We start from the raw sequence: 18,694 nt of genomic DNA, 5'->3' as shown, positions 1-18,694 counted from the left end.
GTTGTTCAGGTTATTGTATGTTATCACTTCTTCCTACATTTATTTCTCAGCTTCATACGGACTCACTTGCTGCTAATTGCCGTCGACTTGTTATTGTTGAAGGTGATCTTCGCTGGGCTACTCAGATCACGCAATTATTTTCTGAACACTATTCAGCGATGCTTTGGGCGGGTGAAGATGCGCCTGAATCAATAGTACATTGTCATTTTAAAACAGCGAAAAAGTGGTTGGGACAAGAGACGGATTGTATTGCTATTAACGCTCATCACGGTATTGATGCGAACGTTATTGGTGCGTTGTCTGGCACAATAAAAGGGGGTGGGGTAATGTTATTACTCTTACCTCTTGGTTGGAAATGTGATGCTAATATTTCTCCATTTATGAAGCGTCTATCATTATTGTGTGCTGAACCTGATGTGATTACGTTAAGCCAAAATACTAATATTCCAGTATTTAAACCTTGGATTTGTCAGTCACATAGTAATGTAGATTTTGCCTCAAGTGCCCCTCGATTTTGTTTAACGCAGCAACAAGAGGATGCGGTTGATGCCATTATTAAAGTTGCTGTTGGTCATAGAAAGCGTCCGTTAGTTTTATCGGCCGATAGAGGGCGAGGTAAATCGTCTGCGTTAGGTATCGCTGCTGCAGAGTTAATGCTTGCGCGAAAAATGAAAATTGCAGTGACGTCTCCTTCTTTTGCTTGTGCATCTACCGTTTTTTCACATGCGCAGCAACGCTTGATTGACGCTGATACCACTCATCCTCATCGATTATTATGCCAAGGGAGTGAGCTGCATTTTATTGCGCAAGATGTTATTTGTGACGCTGCAGATAAATATGATTTTATCCTTGTCGATGAAGCTGCAGCTATTCCTGGTGATACCTTGATCTCGTTATTAAATAGACATAATCGTTTAGTATTTGCCTCAACGATTCATGGCTATGAAGGAACCGGGCGTGGTTTTGAAATTAAATTTAAGCAAGCACTAAATAAGAAAATGCCACAATGGAAAGCGGTTCATATTGAGCAACCTATTCGCTGGCAAGTAAACGACCCGTTAGAGCAGTGGGTTTTTAATGCATTACTACTTAATGCAGAGTTCTCAACATTAGAGACATTATCTGGTGCAACGATTTCTTATGAACTCGTAACGAAGGCAGAGCTTGTTACAAACAACAATTTATTGTCTCAAATTGTGGGTCTATTAATTCATGCCCATTACCAAACATCTCCTAATGACGTTCAACAACTTCTTGATGATTCTACCCAACATGTATTAGTTGCTCGCTCTGAACATCACGTAATTGGTTGTTGCTTGTTAGTCGAAGAAGGTGGGTTTGATGATGATTTAGCACAAGCGGTTATGCTAGGGCAGCGTAGAATTAAAGGGCATTTATTAGCGCAATCTATTGCAGCACATCTAGGTTTAAAAGCAGCAGCGAAACAGTCATGTTATCGAATATTACGTATTGCTGTTTTACCTGTACTCCATCGCAAGGGAATTGGTCAGCAATTATTATCTCGTGCTGAGCAGTACGCTTTGGCATGCGGCGTTGACTATATTGGTACAAGTTTTGGTGCCACCGATGAGCTAGTGAATTTTTGGCATAACGTAGGTTTTACTCCTATTCGTTTAGGCATAAATAAAGATGCTGCCAGTAGTCTGCATTCTTTACTCTGCGTTAAGGTATTCAATCCTAACTGTTATGACATTTGGTTTAATGATGCAGCGCTTTTATTTTCTGCGAGTTTTAGCGCTCAAAGAGTTGAACAGTTTAAACAGCTAGCGCCTGAGTTATTTCTTCGCTTATATAGAAATAAGAAGAGTCATTCAATTGATTATCAACTTTCTGAACGCTTTATTCAGTCTCAACTTGATGGCTTTTGTTTGGGTGCGTTAGGCTATGATTATGTGGTTGCAAGTATTGAAACAAGATTATCATCTTATTTACTAAGTGATGATTGTACTCGAAATGAAGAATTGTTTTTTGCTATAGCAAAAGTGATGCAGCGCCAAGCTTGGACTGATGTTATCTCTTCGTTCAAATTTACTGGACGCAAGCAAGCTGAAAACATTCTGCGTAAATTTGTCCGCGAGAATCTTATCTAGTGTTAGTTCAGAGCGGGGGAGTACTGTTTACAGTGTAAATTGTTTCTCTCTTTTATTTACAGTGTAAATTGTATATTCACTTTACACTGTAAATTATCCAATTATTATTTTCTTACTTCTTACTTCTTACTTCTTACTTCTTACTTCTTACTTCTTACTTCTTACTTCTTACTTCTTACTTCTTACTTCTTACTTCTTACTTCTTACTTCTTACTTCTTACTTCTTGGCACCTCGCCATAACTTTCACTTGAATATTTTATTGTGACCGTAGGATAGTGCTTATTTTTTTCAGCGATAAAATTGCTTTTATATTTAATCGTGTCTGTATGAAGAGATAGCTGATACTCATTTAATTGAAAGGTTGGATACTAACGTAATTACTAAACTGTCTAATTAGGTTTAAGTTAAATATCGTTATGAACAATATGCAATCCAGTGCTTATTTGTGATTTACAGTGTAAATATTCAAATTGAGAACGAGTATTTACACTGTAAACAATATGAATGATGGTTAATTATTTATTATTATTTTTTAGATGTTAGATGTTAGATGTTAGATGTTAGATACTAGATACTAGATACTAGATGGTAGATGGTAGATGGTAGATGGTAGATGGTAGATGGTAGATGGTAGATGGTAGATGGTAGATGGTAGATGGTAGATGGTAGATGGTAGATGGTAGATGGTAGATGGTAGATGGTAGATGGTGAAAAGTGGAAGTGGTGCATTTACACTGTAAATAAATGGCGAGCCAATATTTAGAAGTTTGCTTTAACGAAAATGAGATATTTTTAAATATCTAAAAGTTCTGAAAAAGTGGTCAACGATTAAAATATCGATACGTACTTAGTTGAAAATAAACTTATTTTATCGGCCCAATTCAAGCCTTGATTAGAGTGAGTAAAGTTAGTCAGAACTCTCAACTTGTTTTCATTAAATTAAAAGTAATGATAGCGCCTTGGATCTTATATGGTGAATCAGCTAGATAATAACTAGATATAAAAAAACCAGTACTGAGGTACTGGTTTTCAAGAATAGCAATATTTACAGTGTAAATAATCTATATCGTTTCTAGCTGTGTATATTTTTCAGTAATAAAGCCTTGATAACCACTTACGAACAAATCAGATAATCGCTCTAACTGTGTTTCTGTTTCAACGCGAGTAGCAATAGCCTTAATATCTAAACTATGTGCTGTTCGGCATATAGAAGATAACACAGCTGATTTTGTTTGGTCATTTAACTGATAAGTATATGCATAGTCGATTTTTACGTAGTCAGGATTGATTTCTTTTAAGTAATTTAAAGATTGAAAATGACGTCCATAGTTATCTATTCCTACGCCAAAATGGTAGCGTTTTATAATGCTGCACAACAGGCTTGTCGCATCTGTGTTTCTGATACAACTGATTTCTTGTAATTCAAAAAATAATCGAGAGGCTATCTGCGTATTATTACTCAATAGTTTATCCAACCAGCGAGTGAAACTAGGGTCGCCAATACTGCTGTTGGTGATGTTAATTGCAAATGGACCTATTGTTCTATCTGCATTAAGTCGGTTAACTATCGTAACAATGACATGTCGATCAAACCAACTACCTATCTTCAAATCTTCGATGGCACCTAAAAACTGGCCTGCAGAATAAAAGTTCTTATTTTTTTGTATCGCGGTGAATACTTCATAATGATAAACACTTTTATTTTCTAATGTTGCAGGCTGAAATTTATATTGAAATAAATCTTCATTAATTGCTTGTTCCAGTAATTGTTTCCACTGTTGTTTACCTAAGCTGCTATGACTATTAGGATCTTTTATTAAAGCAATGGATTTATGAGGAGTAAGCTTTGCTTGTGTTAAAGCGTTATCTAATTGTGTTAATAATTGACTCGGCGTAATTTGTGCTTCGTTATAAACTAAACCAATATCTGTGGTTGATGGACTGACTAGTTTTGAATTATTAACGATATCATCAAATATTTTTAGTACCATTTTGCCAAGTAATTCTAACTTTTCAGAAGATAGGTTAGGGATAAGAATGGCAAATTCATCACGAGATAAGCGTGCTATAGTGGTGTAATTATAGCTAATCACATCATTTAAACGTGCTGCGATCTGCTTTATCAGTTTATCACCCGCTTGATAGCCTTCCTGCTCATAATAATCACTAATTAAAGTCGTTTGGATTAGCGCTAATCCGCCTTTATGTGATTCATCTAACCAAGAGCTAATTTGATGGATAAAGAAGCTACGATTGCCTAATCCAGAGATAGGATCAAGGTAAGCTTGTTCTCGTAGTTTTACAGCTTCGTTTGCTTGGCTCTTAAAATTCACATCTAACTGATAACTAAGCTTATTAAATGCTCTTACAATTGTTTTAATATCTGATTCATCAGGCAATGCTAAAGGTGCTTGGTTAAGATTATCTATGTTATATGCACGGTTTGTTAGCTTGCGTAACGATGTGAAATGCTTTTTACTAATAAAGTAAATCGCAAAGCCGCCAAGAAACATGAGTAGTAAATGAGAAATAAGAGTGTTGCTAAATAATTGCCAATATTTTGTATATGCCCAGCGAGATGAAGCGCTCAGCTCTAAGATACCTACATCAAAATCATCATTATTTATTATTCTTTTTTCAAAATGTTCTGGGATCTTAATTAAGGATTGAAACCATTGTGGAACATTATTGATATCACGGTTATTATCTATTCGTATTAAAGGTGTCGAATCGGCAAATAACAGTGATGCATGATTATATTGCTGTGGTGGGAATAAATAATTTAGCGTATCAACAAGTTGTACTTCTTGCTGTCGTGAAATTATTAAACTATCAAGAATGGATAATTTGTCCGGTAATGTAGCAAGCGCACGATTTATATCTTCATGTGCTGTTGTTATATGTTGATCACTGATTACATGATAGCCAGTATATAACTGCGTACCTGCAGAAATGCTAAGTACCGAACACATGAGTGTTGTAATACTTATTATTTGTCGTTTAAAGAGTGTCATAATCTGAGCACCAAGGTGAGTACTAGCCAACATAAACAGTAAAAGAGAGATATCTTATGTATGCTGACTAAATCATTGATTTTGTATGAGTCTAATTTATCAAAACTCGCATCATGCAACTGTACTCTTTGTTATTTATTGTTGAAATTCGATAGATGTGTCTATTTGTTTTTGCAAACAAGATTAATATTCATAAGAAAATAGTGTTTGCTTCCAAAAGTGAGTCACAATATTGTAGAGAATAAATCATTTATACTTTATGGAGATAAAAATGGAATTATCAGATATTCGCAGGGAGTATTCAAAAGGAGGGCTACGAAGAGATGATTTACCAAATGATCCACTAGTCTTATTTGAACGATGGCTAAAGCAAGCAGTAGAGGCAAAATTACCTGATCCCACTGCAATGACTGTTGCTACAGTCGATGGATCTGGTCAACCTTTTCAACGTATTGTGTTACTTAAACACTTTGATGAGCATGGTTTTGTTTTTTATACCAACCTTGGTAGTCGTAAAGCTCAGCAACTTGCTATTAATAATAAGATAAGCTTACATTTCCCATGGCATATGATGGAAAGGCAAGTGCATATTACTGGCCATGTTGAAGCGTTATCAAAGCGTGAAGTGCTTACCTATTTTTCATCTCGTCCAAAAGAAAGCCAAGTAGCAGCATGGGCGAGTAAGCAAAGCCAACGCTTAACGGCAAGACAAGCATTGGAAGGGAAATATTTTGAATTGAAACAAAAATTTCTAGCAGGAGAGGTACCAGTACCTACATTTTGGGGAGGCTTTCGCGTTAAGTTTAATTCGATTGAATTTTGGCAAGGTGGTGAACATCGGTTACATGATCGTTTTTTATATCACGATCAAAGTGAAGAATGGACAATTGATCGATTAGCACCATAACAATAAAGAGCAGCTTACTACTCTTTTATTGTATGGATTATTTAATCTTTTAAAACAATCGATAACTGGGTTTTTAACATGCTTTCTGGAATGTTTGATCCATAGCCTAACTCTAATGCCAAATCTAAAAGCTCACCTTTAGAATTGGCATTAAACTTTTCTCGTAAGCGCAAAACATAATTCTCAATTGTTTTTACAGAAACACCTAATGTGTTAGCGATATATTGCGGTTTCTTTCCATGTAACAGAAGAAATAACACTTCAGATTCTCGAGTATTTAATCCAATGTCTTCCTTTTTTATGTTTATTCTTAGCATTGAAGGACTTTTTTGCTGTTGAGTTATCCCTATAGCACGGCATAACCAATGTCCAACTTCCAGTACAGCTGTGTCTGTTAACTCTATGCCAGAAAAAATAGTTCCAATGACTTGATTATTATGATCACGCCATGGTGTTTTGGTAAAAAGGTGGGCGCGCCATTTACCATCATGATATGGGTGAATATCAAGAACACGAATTGTTCTCTCAGTTTCTATTACAATCTGATCTTGTTCAACATACTTATCTGCGTAATCTGTTGTTGTTATGGGCATTTGATAATCGGTTTTGCCTATACAATCTAAATGATTATCAAATCCAACCATTCTTCCATATTCAGGATTTACATAAACAAATGTTGAATTTATATCTTTACAGCCCCAGCAACCGGGCAACTGATCAAAAATTTGGGGTGAAAATGAGGCGTTTTTATTATTCATATATTGCCTAAAAATACAGTCAGCGAAGACATTTTAATCACTTTATTGTATTTGTAAATATATAGGTAATAAGATGCTTATATATTAGACATAAATATAAAAAAAGCCGGCCATTAAGGCCGGCAAAACAAGAATTGGCTCTAGGAGCATAATTCTGTACGACGTGTAGAAGAGGTAATCAGAAAAACGAAGTGAGGGTACATTATCAATTTTTCTGATTTATCCTTTTGGATAATGCTCGTTTTCTAGATGAAATCACCTTAAAAAACGAACGGGCGTACTATAACTAAGCTTTTATTAACAAAACAGGGGGGAAATCACCTATTGACAAATTTCTAACTATCATAACTATCTTCTAACGTCATGACATATTCAAAACTGATGCCTTAGCCAGTTAAGCTTAAACCCAAATTTGATTCGATTATCTGTCATTTTGATTTCATTTAATGTTATTTGCCAGATTGATGATGGCATATTTTTAGCGATGGGAAATTTTGCAAAATAAAGATCTAATGCTTGTTGTTCATTGCTGGAATCGATTAAATCAATTTGACCAGAAAACTGTATACCTTGAATATCACTAACGTCACTTGGTTCAGGTGCTATTGTCCCTGCGATGCTGTGGTTCTTTAGCATCAGGCTTCCATGTCGTGTCTCTGGAGAAGTCATGATATACAACATCATGTTGTCACTATCGAAAACGTAGTAGCAGTTAGCACTCCAAATATTATCGTTAAAACTAGCGCATAATGTCAGTAAATGGTGTTCAGCAATAAAGTGTTGAATATGCTTTAATTCGTTCATATCAGTCCCCTTATTTGTATTATTTAGTTAATACCTATCTCGTTTAATAAGGACAATATACACAACAGGCTCTTTCGCGCCATAAATGATTTAACTCATTGTTTTTATAACGGAACGATGATCATGTGAGCTGAGTTAACGGTCAGTGTCAAATGGACTGGAAAGATGATCAAGGATGATCTTGTGAGTAAAACAGGCAAAAATAAAGAAAATCAGTGACTTTTCGATGCCTATTTTGTGAATATTAATTTAGTGTGCTGTTCTGTTTATGGAAACATGATCATGGATAAATCTGACGTTGATCATTTGTATTTAACGGCATCTTAATTCGAGAAAGGTTAAGTACAGACAATGATCTATTCGGGGATCCGTTTAGGTAAAGGCTGTCGTGATCCTAAGATTATTCTTAAATGCGAAGGAAATATCTCATAAATGAGATCACTCAATAATGTTAATTAAATATACTCAACGTTGCTGAGTTTATTTTCATAATAAAAATAAGATGAAAGAAAATAACTTTAACTTATTGATTTATAGTCTTGGTGGTTTTTATTATGCAACGCATTGTAAGAGTGATTTCCACTCTATTTATATTTTCAAATATATTTCTTTCGCTTATTTCTTTCGCTCATTCTGCTGAAGATGATAGCGTTGCTGGCAATATTTCGAACAGTTCCTCTGAAAGTGGTCATTTAACATTGACGAAAACGGTACAAAATATCACCCAAAATACACCAGCAAGTGTAAGTACGGTAGCAAATCCAGGAGATATTTTAGAATACCGTATCAAATTTACGAATACTGGCGTTGGTGATATTCGAGATATGGTACTGCATGATAGTACACCTGAATTTACCAGTGCTCAGCAAGCAGTCACCTGCGATGCATTATTACTCCCTTCTTCATTGAGCTGTAAAATAGCAACACCTCATGGCAATAATAGTGTTGGTTATAAAGGCGATATTCTTTGGTCTTTGGGGGGAGTTCTCTCTGGCGGTGAATCAGGGTTAGTGGTGTATCGAGTGAAAATAAACAATTGAACTACTTGTTTATATCGCAATATTGGCAATGAAAATACTGGAACAATGATCAAGGTCTAATGGTTATAGACAGTTACTTTAGTTTATTGTGTGTTAGCCGATAATCACTCCTATGCGTCCGCGACTTGAGTTAGTGATTATGTTTGATGTTACTTGGCTGTTTATTATCCCTATTATCGTTTTATGCTGGTTGATTTCACGTTACTTTGCTACCAGAAATATGCAGCAGCAAGAAAAACAGCAGCAAATATTGAAAGACATTAAATATAAACAAGTATTAGAAAAGGCCAAACAGGCCGAACGAGAAGAAAAAATTTATAAAGCTAGTACTGGGCATATACCGAGTCAGTTATCTTTAGCAAAAGAATGTGAAGTGACAAATCCTATTGCGGCAATTGAATGGTACGAAAAAGCGGCGGCGCAAGATAATGAAATGGCGCAATATGCCTTGGCTCGTCTATATCGTCGAGATCCCTTGGATCAACAAGCAATGCTAAAAGCTAATTACTGGCAAGCGTTTATTGATGCAAAGCAAAAATCACCTGAATCATTGTTTCATTTTGGCTTGTTACTGATCCAAGGCAAAGGAGTCGAAGCTGATTCAACTTTGGGTATTGATTATATTCAACAAGCAGCAACTGAAGGCTTTCTTCCTGCTTTACTGTTTCTTTCCGATTGGTATGTCGTTGAAGAAACCGATCATTACTTACCAGAACAAGCCTTTTATTGGCGGATACAAGCAGCAAAACACAATGATCTTGATGGTTTAATGAAAACGGCATTTTGCTATAAAGCCGGCTTAGGTGTTGAGAGGGATGTGGAGCGTGTCAAATACTGGTTAGAGCGAGCTGCGGAACATAATCATCCCGAAGCACAATATTTTATAGGTAAAATGCATTTAGGCGCATGTGCAAATAATGCCGCGATTGCTTATATTTGGTTTTCAATGGCATATGCTGGCGGTTATAAAAAAGCAAGAGTGGCAAGAGATGAGGCGGCTCCTCTCATTGGTATTGAATCTATCCTAAATGTTCAAAATATTGCGAAGGAAGTTTATAAAGTATTAAAGAATCAACCTGTTATTCCTCATTCGATCATTACGTTATTAGACGATTGCTATGGTCGAAAAGGGTATCGTCCAACCCTTGCTGATATTGAATTACTGGGCGAGACTCAAGATGACATGAGTGATAATCATGAAACATCAATAAAGGAAGATATAGCAATATCGATGACAGAGCCTAACACTATAGAAACGGATAACGCAGAGGAAAAGCCTGCAATGAAACTGGATGATTGGACGACATCATGGGGATCATCATCGTCAGATATGATGCTTCAAACAACATCGATAGCTAGCGATAAAATAAAGAAGTAAACGAAAACAGCCCAACTCTTATATATTTTTAACTAGAAAGAGTTTTGATTGAGCTGTCTTTATTTAATATTACGAATCAAAAATCTTAATATACTTTCGGGTGTTTATGGTGGTGCTTTTTACAGGTGCCATTGTAAAAGGATTTTAAGCTACATTGTGTACCTTGTTTATTAAAATGACACTTGTTACCAATAGCGGTACCTTTGTGTTTTACACAGTAGTTCACCCATTTTTGCTTCTTGTTCTGTTTGTGCTGTGAACAGTTGCCTTCTTTGTATGCCCACTCGTCACACATTTGACCGCTAGGTAGACGGCAGTAACCTTGGCCATCAACAATAACTGATTGACCACCATGGTGTTCGCAATAGATAGAAGCTGGATTACCATGTGGGCCGCCAGCACAAGCGGTCGCTGAAATTAATAATCCAATCAGTAATAAAAACTTTTTCATGTTAATTTTCTCTTTTTAATAATGACTGAAATTAGTACAAAATTGGTTTGTCAGCAGCAGGTTTACATTCACCACGTAGATATTCCCATCCATCACATTGGCTACCGTTCTTGAAATGACAGACGCCAGCTTGGCTACCATCTTTATTCGTTGTGATTTGATAATTGCCACCATGTTCAACACAGTATGTTGCTGCAGGATTTGCCATGTTTGCAGTTGGTTGAGTCGGTAGTGTTTTACAACCAACCAATGAGGCTGAAGCAATAAGAGAAAGTAGCAATACTGTCTTTTTCATAATCTAATCCTTATTTTAACGATGGCATCGTTTTGTATATCTATTCACATGGTGAATGGTTCGGGCGTATTGTGCATTTGAAACACTGTTCGAATGTCAGCGAAATGACAAAACATGACTATTAGTAAGGTTATAAGGAATGGAAAATAAGAGGGGAACAGTTTGAATATAAAAATACCGCTTAACACTTGTTAAGCGGTATTTTTAAAAAGTGATCAATCAGGGGGAAGAGATTAATCACTTAGTAAACGCGATTACCTTTTTTACGGTTACACTTGTGATTATAGAAATCTTCTAGATCACATGTTGTATTCCATTTTGCGAACTTACATACATCACCTGTAGCAAATCCACCTTTTTTAACACAGTGGTCGACTAATTTTTGTTTATGTGTTTTACCTGAAGGCTTACATTGGCCTTTCATAAATGCGTATTCTTCACATGAGCTACCGTCGTTAAAGACACAGTAACCTTTTTCACCGTCGCCACCCATTGGAGTACGAATATCAACATGACCACCATGTTGAACACAGAAATCTGATGCTGGATTACCAAACGCAAAAACAGAGCCTGAAAGCAGTAAACCAACAACAAGTAGTAATTTTTTCATCATTAACCTTCCGATATTAATAATAGAGCGATTGGACAATCAATTATTGTGTTGAACCGTAAACGATGGAGTATCAACTCTTGTTTTACAGTTACCACGTTGGAATGTCCATGCGTCACATTAGCTTCCGTCATGAAGCGACGGAATCCAGTTTTGCTACCGTCCATGTTTTCAATAAGTAACCATTGACCGTCATTCTCAACACAATACGTTGCTGCAGGGGTTGCTATGTTTGCATTGGAGCGAATAGGTAATGATTTACAGCCAACAAATGCTGTTGCAGTAAGTAGAGAAAGTAAGAGTACTTTCTTTTCAAAATCTAAGCCTTGTTAAACAATAGCCTCGTTTAATAGCGAGTATTCAGCAACTGAATGTGTTTTGTATATTGTTAATTAAAAACATCGTTCAAATGTCAGGTAAATGAAAGGGTATGGTTATCTGGCTGTGAAAAAGGTATGTGACTTAAAAGGAATTTGTTTTTTATCAGTAGGTTATTAGAGCAAGGGGGAAGGTAAATCTTGCTCTAATAAAATAATTAGGCGTATTTATTAATAAATGTTGTCAATATATCAAGGGCGTTGTTATCCCCTCGTTGCTCTGCCAGCAAATAATCATAAATCGCATTTTCATGATCAGCGACTAACGTAAATAAATAGCGATGTTCTGAGGCTTCATCAGCCTGTTGTTGGTAGCGCTGCTGATAGGGAGCAACCCATGGCACCATGGTATCGACTAACTCTTGCCAAGGTAATGCTAGCCATTTGTTAGCATCTGCAAGACCTTTATCTTCCATATCTTGATCGTAATCGGGGCAAGGGTGTCCTAACGCTTCAAGTCCTTCTTTTAAACATTTAGCTGTTAGTTCTTCAACCTTTATTAATGTTTGCCATTTGTTGTTATGGCTATCGTCACTATACTTTTCAGCAAAGGTCTTGAAAAAAACAATGCCATAAAGTTCACCTAAATAAGCGTTATAGAGTTGAGCAATCATTGTGGTTATATCCAAAAAGGTTAATACACCATTAATAATACGCTTTTTACACCAATAAACACAAAGAAGGTTTGATATGGAATCCTCTATTTTTCCCTCTTGGTTAGGAGGGTATGAAATTAACCGCTATATCACTAATCCTAATATTAAAGTTGGAGATTACAGTTATTATTCTGGCTATTACCATCAGCACCATTTTGAAGATCAATGTGTTCACTATCTACTTGGTGATAAATCCACTATTGAAGTTTGGCAGTCAGGTCTGTTTGGTGATGTCGATCAATTAATTATTGGCCGTTATTGCTCAATTGCCACAGGAGTCGTGTTCATGTTGTCGGGTAATCAAGGGCACCGACATGATTGGATCTCGACGTTCCCATTTGATTTCCAAGAATTTGGAGATGGCGTCAAAACAGGGATCCAACGAGCGGGCGATACGGTTGTTGGGAACGATGTTTGGTTTGGGGCTGAGTGCGTTATTTTACCTGGAGTAAAAATAGCTGATGGTGCCGTGATTGGTACTCGTGCCGTTGTAACAAAAGATGTTGAACCCTATTCTGTTGTGGTGGGTAACCCATCGCGATGTGTTAAAAAACGATTTACAGAGCAACAGATCGCTTTATTGCTAGAGATGCAGTGGTGGAATTGGCCAAAATCTGCATTAAAAGCAGCAATGCCGTTAATGTGTAGTACCCAAGTAGATGAGCTTTATCAATATTATTTAGATTATATAAAATAATATTGTAAGTTTTAAACTTATTTTTAGTTATTTTATAAAAGCATTCGCAATTTTGAAATGCTCCCTTCCTGTATGCCTTTTTGTTATTGATTCTAGCCTAAGTTGAAAATATTACATTGATTTACAATTATTCAATGCTGAAAATTCGTATTTTATGGTTAACTCTACGGTAAATGATCAACTAAATTTGAAATTTGGATGAATTTTTATGCTGTGAAAATCGATTTTTAGTTAAAAAATTGATCTGAACCAGTGAAAATTCAATTTTTGAGTTTTTTTTAAAACAAAAGTTGAGACATTCAAAATAAATTGAGTAAGATGGTTGAGCAAGCTTGTTGAGAGATACCTTTTTCGACATTTTCAGTGAGCTAGCTTCAAAGTGGATAGTGATATCCGAAATTTGCCCTTAAAAATAATGATGAGATAACCATGAGCAATTCTTTAGTTCTTGTAATCAATTCTGGTAGTTCTTCACTTAAATTTGCTTTAATTGATACTGTCAACGGTGAAGCTACGTTAAGCGGCCTTGGTGAGTGCTTCGGCCTCCCTGAAGCAGTAGTTAGCTGGAAAGTAAATGGTGAAAAGCACGAATACAAGCTTGATGGTTTAGAACACCATCATCAACAAGCGATTGATCGTATTGTAGATTTAGTGGACGAACTTGGTCTAAAAGAAGATATCGTCGCTGTGGGTCACCGTGTTGTTCAAGGTGGTAACTTATTTGATCATACTGTTAAGATTGATGAAAAAGTTATCGCTGATATTGAGTCTTTAAGCGATCTAGCACCACTACATAACCCTGCACACGTTATTGGTATGCGTGCAGCAAGTAAGGCATTCCCAACACTGTCTCAGTATGCAATTTTTGATACTGCATTCCACCAGACAATGCCTGAAAAAGCATATACATACGCAATTTCTCAAGAAGTTAGCAAAGAGTACAACATCCGTCGTTACGGCTTCCACGGCACAAGCCACTACTTCGTAACGCGTGAAGCGGCGAAAGTGGTTAATAAGCCAGTTGACGCATCAAGCTTTATTTCTGTTCACCTAGGTAACGGCGCATCAGTATGTGTGGTTAAAAACGGTGAAAGTATTGATACATCAATGGGCTTCACGCCGCTTGCTGGCTTAATGATGGGTACACGTTGTGGTGATATCGACCCAAGTGTACTTGAGTACCTATTAAAGAAAGGCTGGACCAAAGAGCGTCTAGAGAAAGAATTGGTTACTAATTCTGGTTTCCTAGGTGTTTCTGGCTTTACAAGCGACTGTCGCGGCATCATTGAAGCAATGGAAGATGAAAACCATCCTCATTATCATGGTGCTAAGCTAGCGTTTGAGCTATTTACTTACCGCGTAGCAAAATACATTGCATCATACATGGTTGCACTTGATGAACTAGACGGCATCATTTTCACTGGTGGTATCGGCGAAAACGCAATGCCAATCCGTAGTGAAATCCTACGTTTAATGAAGATCTTTGGTTACCAAGAAGATGTTGAAGGTAATGCCGCTGCACGTTTTGGCGCACAAGGTATTATCACTAAGCCAAATACGCCGCTAGCAATGGTTATCCCAACCAATGAAGAGTGGGTAATTGCAAAAGAATCAATGGCGCTATTGCACGCATAAGTGACAATGACGTACTAGATTTCCGAGTGGAACGGCTCGGGTGATACTTTGGTTTGGAACCCCAAAGTATATGGAACGGAAAGACGGCTCTTTGCTTTTGCATCGAGCCGTTTTTTCGTTATGGTTCTTACCTGAAATTTTATACATTTTTTAGGAGCAATTTACATTCACAGTTGCTATCAAATTACATGCTAGTGGTGTTTATTCTAGTGGAAAGTTTGCATTGAGTGTATTTGCCCTGAGCCTGTTATTGATACTGATTTAAACGCAGGCTTCCCTTTAACGTAGAGATCACCACTTCCTGAAATATTTACCGAAGCTTGATCTTTAACGTCTGCATAAACACTGCCAGAGCCTGAAATATGAATATCTGCACGACTTGCTTGGAGCTGTGATTTATATGTTCCTGAGTTGGCAAGCTTAATAGTTTGTAAGTTTACTTTACCTCCATAAATATTGACGGAACCACTATTGGTAAGTGATGAATCAAGATTTTTTGCATGAAGGTTACTGATAGCAATTGAACCACTATTTTTAAGACTAAGATCGAGGTCATTTGTATTTAAGTTACCAACGGAGATACTGCCACTATTAGCAAGTGCAATTTTGGTTGAATGACTGACATTAATCTGTTTAGTCGAAATACTACCGCTATTTTCGACATTTAAATCAAGATCTTTACCCTTGATGTTTGAAGAAATAATAACTTGCCCTGAGTTTTTTGTACTGACTTGGCTGATATCTTTCATAACAACATAATATTTCACTGAGTTAGGGTGATAGTTATAGCTATGTTTCAGGCCTAAATTGAGCATGTTCCACGTTTTGGATACATTTAGTTCAGGAATGAGCTCTTTATCAATTTCTATTTTAAGAGAGTTCTTATTTCCTTGCTGAATGAAAAGTTTACCCGCTGAATTTAAAGAGATCTTAGATATTCCTTGAATATCTTTATGCATTGTTACGGTTTCAGCCATGGCTTTTGAAAAAGTGGAGGTACTAATAGCAAGCAACGCTGCTATGAGAAGTGAACTTTTTCTCATTTGAAGTCCTTTAAATAAGTTAATTACTGCATGAAAAATGACTATGTGCTTTAGACACAAAGTAATATTCGAAGAATATAAAGTGCTGTTTTGTTCACTATTGCCGTGAAATTTAAAATATCGTAACTAAAAAATATATACATTATTGTTTATCTAACAAATAACTTGGCGTGATGTTATTACTGAAAAAGGTTTAATTTTGTATGTTTAAATAAGATATTTTTAGTTTTTACTTTTAAAAACTAAGTTTCCATTTAATTGTTTTTAACAAATTATCACTTACATGAAACAAAAAAATAATGTGATTTTTTATTGAAAAACAATAGTTAAAGCCTATAAATCTTACTTTTCTTAATGATTTACCTTTCCTTCGTTGTTCAAAATTCAACCGCAACAATAGTCTATTAAGTGATAATTATTTGCATTATCATTCGCGCCGCTATGATTTTTGGATAACTTTTAAGGTTGTATCTCCAATGAGTACAAAAACACTCTCGGCTATCACTTTAGCATTAACGTTTAATGCTTCTTCCTATGCATTTGCAGACACGTCAAATGAACAAGATGTTGAACAACTCGATACCATGGTTGTAACGGCTTCAAGAATAAAACAGCAAGCAGAAAAAATCCCGGGTGCAGTAACCGTGATTACGGCTAAAGAGATTGAGCAACAAAAAGCAGTCTCTGATGATTTGACTTCGATTATCGCGACTATGGTGCCAAGTATGACACCAAGTCGTCAAAAAATGTCGAATCAAGGCGAAAGCTTACGAGGTCGAAATGCGTTGATATTAGTTGATGGTGTTCCTCAAAATAACCCTTTACGAAACGGTAACCGCTATGGCTACACCATTGATCCATCAATGGTGGAGAAGATCGAAGTGATTGCCGGTGCCAGTGCTGCCCAAGGTATGGGGGCAACTGGCGGGATCATTAATTATGTAACTAAGTCCGCGAAGCCCGGCGACCATTGGAAACAAACTATCGGCACGCGTGTAACAACCAACCTTCATGATGACGGTACCGGTGGTAAAGTTTATTACGCGCTAAGCCAGTTCGATAATATCTATGACTTCTACTTGTCAGGTTCTTGGGATCGACAAGGGCTATATTATGACGGTAATAATAACCCCGTTGGCATGAACTCTATCCAAGGTGAAACGCAAGATAGCACTGCGAGCGATATTTACTTTAAAGGTGGGTATAACTTTGGTGACGACTTAGATCAGCGTATTGAAATGACGGTTAATCGCTATGACATTGGCAGTAATGATAATTATGTTGCAATTAAGGGAGATTTTGATCAAGGCATCCCTGGCACAGTGGAAAAAGGGCATCCAGTAGGGGATTCTGTGACGAATGAAGTCGCACTATATAACCTGAAGTATGAGCACAATGATTTTGCGAACGGAATTTTAACCGCTCAAGTCTTCTATCAAAACTATGATGCTGTATTTGGTGATGCTAATTGGGGGGCGACAAGTACGGTTCAAAACGATCAGGGTATTATCTCTTCTGATAAATCAGGGTTTAAACTTTCTTATGAGCGCTATGACTTATTAGATTTAGACGATTCATGGGTGTTTGGCTTAGACGGGCTACAGGATAAAACCGTTCAGAAGTTAGTACATACAGATCTGAATGTAACTCCTAATATGGAATACCAAAGTCTTGCGCCGTTTATACAAGCAGACTTTCTTGCCACTGAAGATTTACGTCTATCAATGGGGGCACGTTATGAAACCATGCGTGTTAAATCTTCAGATGCCAAAACACTTTGGGGATATGGTTACAATGATGTAATCGGCGGTACGAATGATTACAGTGAAACAGTATTTAACCTTGGTGCAATTTATTCGTTGACGGATCAAGTCAATCTATTTGCAGCTTTTAACCAAGGGTTTGGTTTACCTGATTATGGACGAGTGCTTCGTGGTAACTGGGGGGATGATCCGGCAGTTAACAAACCTATTGATTTTAACGATCTTGCATCAGCTAAACCTGTTGTCACGGATAACTATGAGATAGGTGCAAACTATACTGGAGAAAAATTAAAATTAAGTGCGAGTACATACTTATCAATCGCTAAGAACGGTGCAAACCTCGTTCTACGTGGTGATAACTATGATGTTGATCGTCAAAAAACACAGATCTTTGGTTATGAGTTATCTTCTCACTATCAACTCTTTGATGATACCGCGTTACAGTTAATGTATTCCCATGTTGAAGGCCGTGTTGATACTAATGAAGACGGACATTTAGATTCAGATATGGATCTGAAAAATTTAACACCTGACCGTATTTTATTGGCTGTTGATCAACGCGTGAATGACAAGTTATCTGGTCGTCTGCAATATAATTACCTGTTTGACGCGACCAAAGAAGACAATGCAGTAGGTCAAGCTCAACACTTTGATGGCTATGGTCTTACCGATTTATCGGCAAGGTACGATTTAGGTAAGCAGGGGCGTGTCTCTCTCGGTGTTGAAAATATCTTTAATAAACAATATGTGAATTACTTCAGCCAAATACGAGCAAGTGACGCTTATTACTTCTCCGGTCGAGGCAGAACATTTAGTTTAAATTACGAACTCGATTTTTAAATATCGATGATGAGTATTAGAAAAGAGAACGTGATAGAACTTTTTTCTCAATAACCATCTAACTTATGAGCTAATTGGAACATTTACCAGTTAGCTCATTTTTAAATATATATTAAATGAGAGGTTATTCAGGGTTTGTTTACTTAATGGAAAATAAACGCAGAATTAACCTCTGCGAGCTTATTTTTTCTTTTGTTGAGTGTGTATCTTAAATACAGAAAAATATAAGGGCTGAACATTAAATTATTATTGTACTCTTTTCTTTATATAAATAATGGTGAAATACCTTGAAACATCTGATAAGTGAATTTATA

Annotated in this window: 15 protein-coding genes; 7 read left to right on the top strand and 8 right to left on the bottom strand. The window is 36.6% G+C overall.

Annotated features, from left to right (window positions below):
• The first annotated feature begins 17 nt into the window (after positions 1 to 17).
• Positions 18 to 2,111 carry a tRNA(Met) cytidine acetyltransferase TmcA gene (locus tag BTO08_RS15875; RefSeq protein WP_105061652.1) on the top strand — a complete coding sequence of 698 codons (2,094 nt, stop codon included), beginning with the start codon at positions 18 to 20 and terminating at the stop codon, positions 2,109 to 2,111.
• Positions 2,112 to 3,173: 1,062 nt separating this feature from the next.
• Here BTO08_RS15875 and BTO08_RS15870 read toward each other — a convergent pair.
• Complete coding sequence (locus tag BTO08_RS15870; RefSeq protein WP_242446283.1) at positions 3,174 to 5,126, bottom strand: bifunctional diguanylate cyclase/phosphodiesterase; 1,953 nt, start codon at positions 5,124 to 5,126, stop codon at positions 3,174 to 3,176.
• Between the two features lie 271 nt (positions 5,127 to 5,397).
• On the opposite strand from BTO08_RS15870, the gene pdxH reads away from it, so the two are divergent.
• Positions 5,398 to 6,033: a pyridoxamine 5'-phosphate oxidase gene (gene pdxH / locus BTO08_RS15865; RefSeq protein ID WP_105061651.1), complete on the top strand. Its 636-nt coding sequence runs from the start codon at positions 5,398 to 5,400 to the stop codon at positions 6,031 to 6,033.
• Positions 6,034 to 6,074: 41 nt separating this feature from the next.
• Here pdxH and BTO08_RS15860 read toward each other — a convergent pair whose 3' ends face one another.
• The gene (locus BTO08_RS15860) at positions 6,075 to 6,791 is read right to left on the bottom strand and encodes a helix-turn-helix transcriptional regulator (protein WP_105061650.1); all 717 of its coding nucleotides are present in this window, start codon (positions 6,789 to 6,791) and stop codon (positions 6,075 to 6,077) included.
• A 372-nt stretch (positions 6,792 to 7,163) separates the two neighbouring features.
• Positions 7,164 to 7,595, bottom strand: a complete 432-nt coding sequence (locus tag BTO08_RS15855; RefSeq protein ID WP_105061649.1) for a hypothetical protein — start codon at positions 7,593 to 7,595, stop codon at positions 7,164 to 7,166.
• A gap of 554 nt (positions 7,596 to 8,149) precedes the next feature.
• Here BTO08_RS15855 and BTO08_RS15850 point away from each other — a divergent pair.
• Positions 8,150 to 8,635 carry a hypothetical protein gene (locus tag BTO08_RS15850; protein ID WP_105061648.1) on the top strand — a complete coding sequence of 162 codons (486 nt, stop codon included), beginning with the start codon at positions 8,150 to 8,152 and terminating at the stop codon, positions 8,633 to 8,635.
• Positions 8,636 to 8,747: 112 nt separating this feature from the next.
• A complete protein-coding gene (locus tag BTO08_RS15845; protein WP_105061647.1) occupies positions 8,748 to 10,013 on the top strand; it encodes a tetratricopeptide repeat protein in 1,266 nt (421 codons plus the stop codon).
• Between the two features lie 85 nt (positions 10,014 to 10,098).
• On the opposite strand, the gene BTO08_RS15840 is transcribed toward BTO08_RS15845, so the two are convergent.
• The 4 genes from BTO08_RS15840 to BTO08_RS15825 all read right to left on the bottom strand — a co-directional run bounded on the left by BTO08_RS15840 (position 10,099) and on the right by BTO08_RS15825 (position 12,360).
• Positions 10,099 to 10,464 carry a putative hemolysin gene (locus tag BTO08_RS15840; protein WP_105061646.1) on the bottom strand — a complete coding sequence of 122 codons (366 nt, stop codon included), beginning with the start codon at positions 10,462 to 10,464 and terminating at the stop codon, positions 10,099 to 10,101.
• 31 nt (positions 10,465 to 10,495) lie between these two features.
• Complete coding sequence (locus BTO08_RS15835; protein WP_105061645.1) at positions 10,496 to 10,759, bottom strand: putative hemolysin; 264 nt, start codon at positions 10,757 to 10,759, stop codon at positions 10,496 to 10,498.
• 241 nt (positions 10,760 to 11,000) lie between these two features.
• Positions 11,001 to 11,372 (bottom strand): DUF333 domain-containing protein, encoded by a 372-nt coding sequence (locus BTO08_RS15830; RefSeq protein ID WP_236689209.1) that lies wholly within the window; start codon positions 11,370 to 11,372, stop codon positions 11,001 to 11,003.
• A 532-nt stretch (positions 11,373 to 11,904) separates the two neighbouring features.
• The gene (locus BTO08_RS15825) at positions 11,905 to 12,360 is read right to left on the bottom strand and encodes a hypothetical protein (protein ID WP_105061644.1); all 456 of its coding nucleotides are present in this window, start codon (positions 12,358 to 12,360) and stop codon (positions 11,905 to 11,907) included.
• Positions 12,361 to 12,436: 76 nt separating this feature from the next.
• On the opposite strand from BTO08_RS15825, the gene BTO08_RS15820 reads away from it, so the two are divergent.
• Positions 12,437 to 13,099: a CatB-related O-acetyltransferase gene (locus BTO08_RS15820; RefSeq protein ID WP_045150533.1), complete on the top strand. Its 663-nt coding sequence runs from the start codon at positions 12,437 to 12,439 to the stop codon at positions 13,097 to 13,099.
• Between the two features lie 429 nt (positions 13,100 to 13,528).
• Positions 13,529 to 14,734 carry an acetate/propionate family kinase gene (locus tag BTO08_RS15815; protein ID WP_105061643.1) on the top strand — a complete coding sequence of 402 codons (1,206 nt, stop codon included), beginning with the start codon at positions 13,529 to 13,531 and terminating at the stop codon, positions 14,732 to 14,734.
• 206 nt (positions 14,735 to 14,940) lie between these two features.
• Here the strand turns inward: BTO08_RS15815 and BTO08_RS15810 are convergent, their stop codons facing one another.
• Positions 14,941 to 15,777: a GIN domain-containing protein gene (locus BTO08_RS15810; protein WP_105061642.1), complete on the bottom strand. Its 837-nt coding sequence runs from the start codon at positions 15,775 to 15,777 to the stop codon at positions 14,941 to 14,943.
• A 476-nt stretch (positions 15,778 to 16,253) separates the two neighbouring features.
• Here BTO08_RS15810 and BTO08_RS15805 point away from each other — a divergent pair, with 476 nt between their 5' ends.
• Positions 16,254 to 18,380 (top strand): TonB-dependent receptor, encoded by a 2,127-nt coding sequence (locus BTO08_RS15805; protein WP_105061641.1) that lies wholly within the window; start codon positions 16,254 to 16,256, stop codon positions 18,378 to 18,380.
• The last annotated feature ends 314 nt before the right edge of the window (positions 18,381 to 18,694 follow it).

It is taken from the genome of Photobacterium angustum (assembly GCF_002954615.1).
Classification (GTDB): domain Bacteria; phylum Pseudomonadota; class Gammaproteobacteria; order Enterobacterales; family Vibrionaceae; genus Photobacterium; species Photobacterium angustum_A.
The sequence above is the reverse complement of the archived record's forward strand: the minus strand, read 5'-3'. Positions and strand labels throughout refer to the sequence as shown.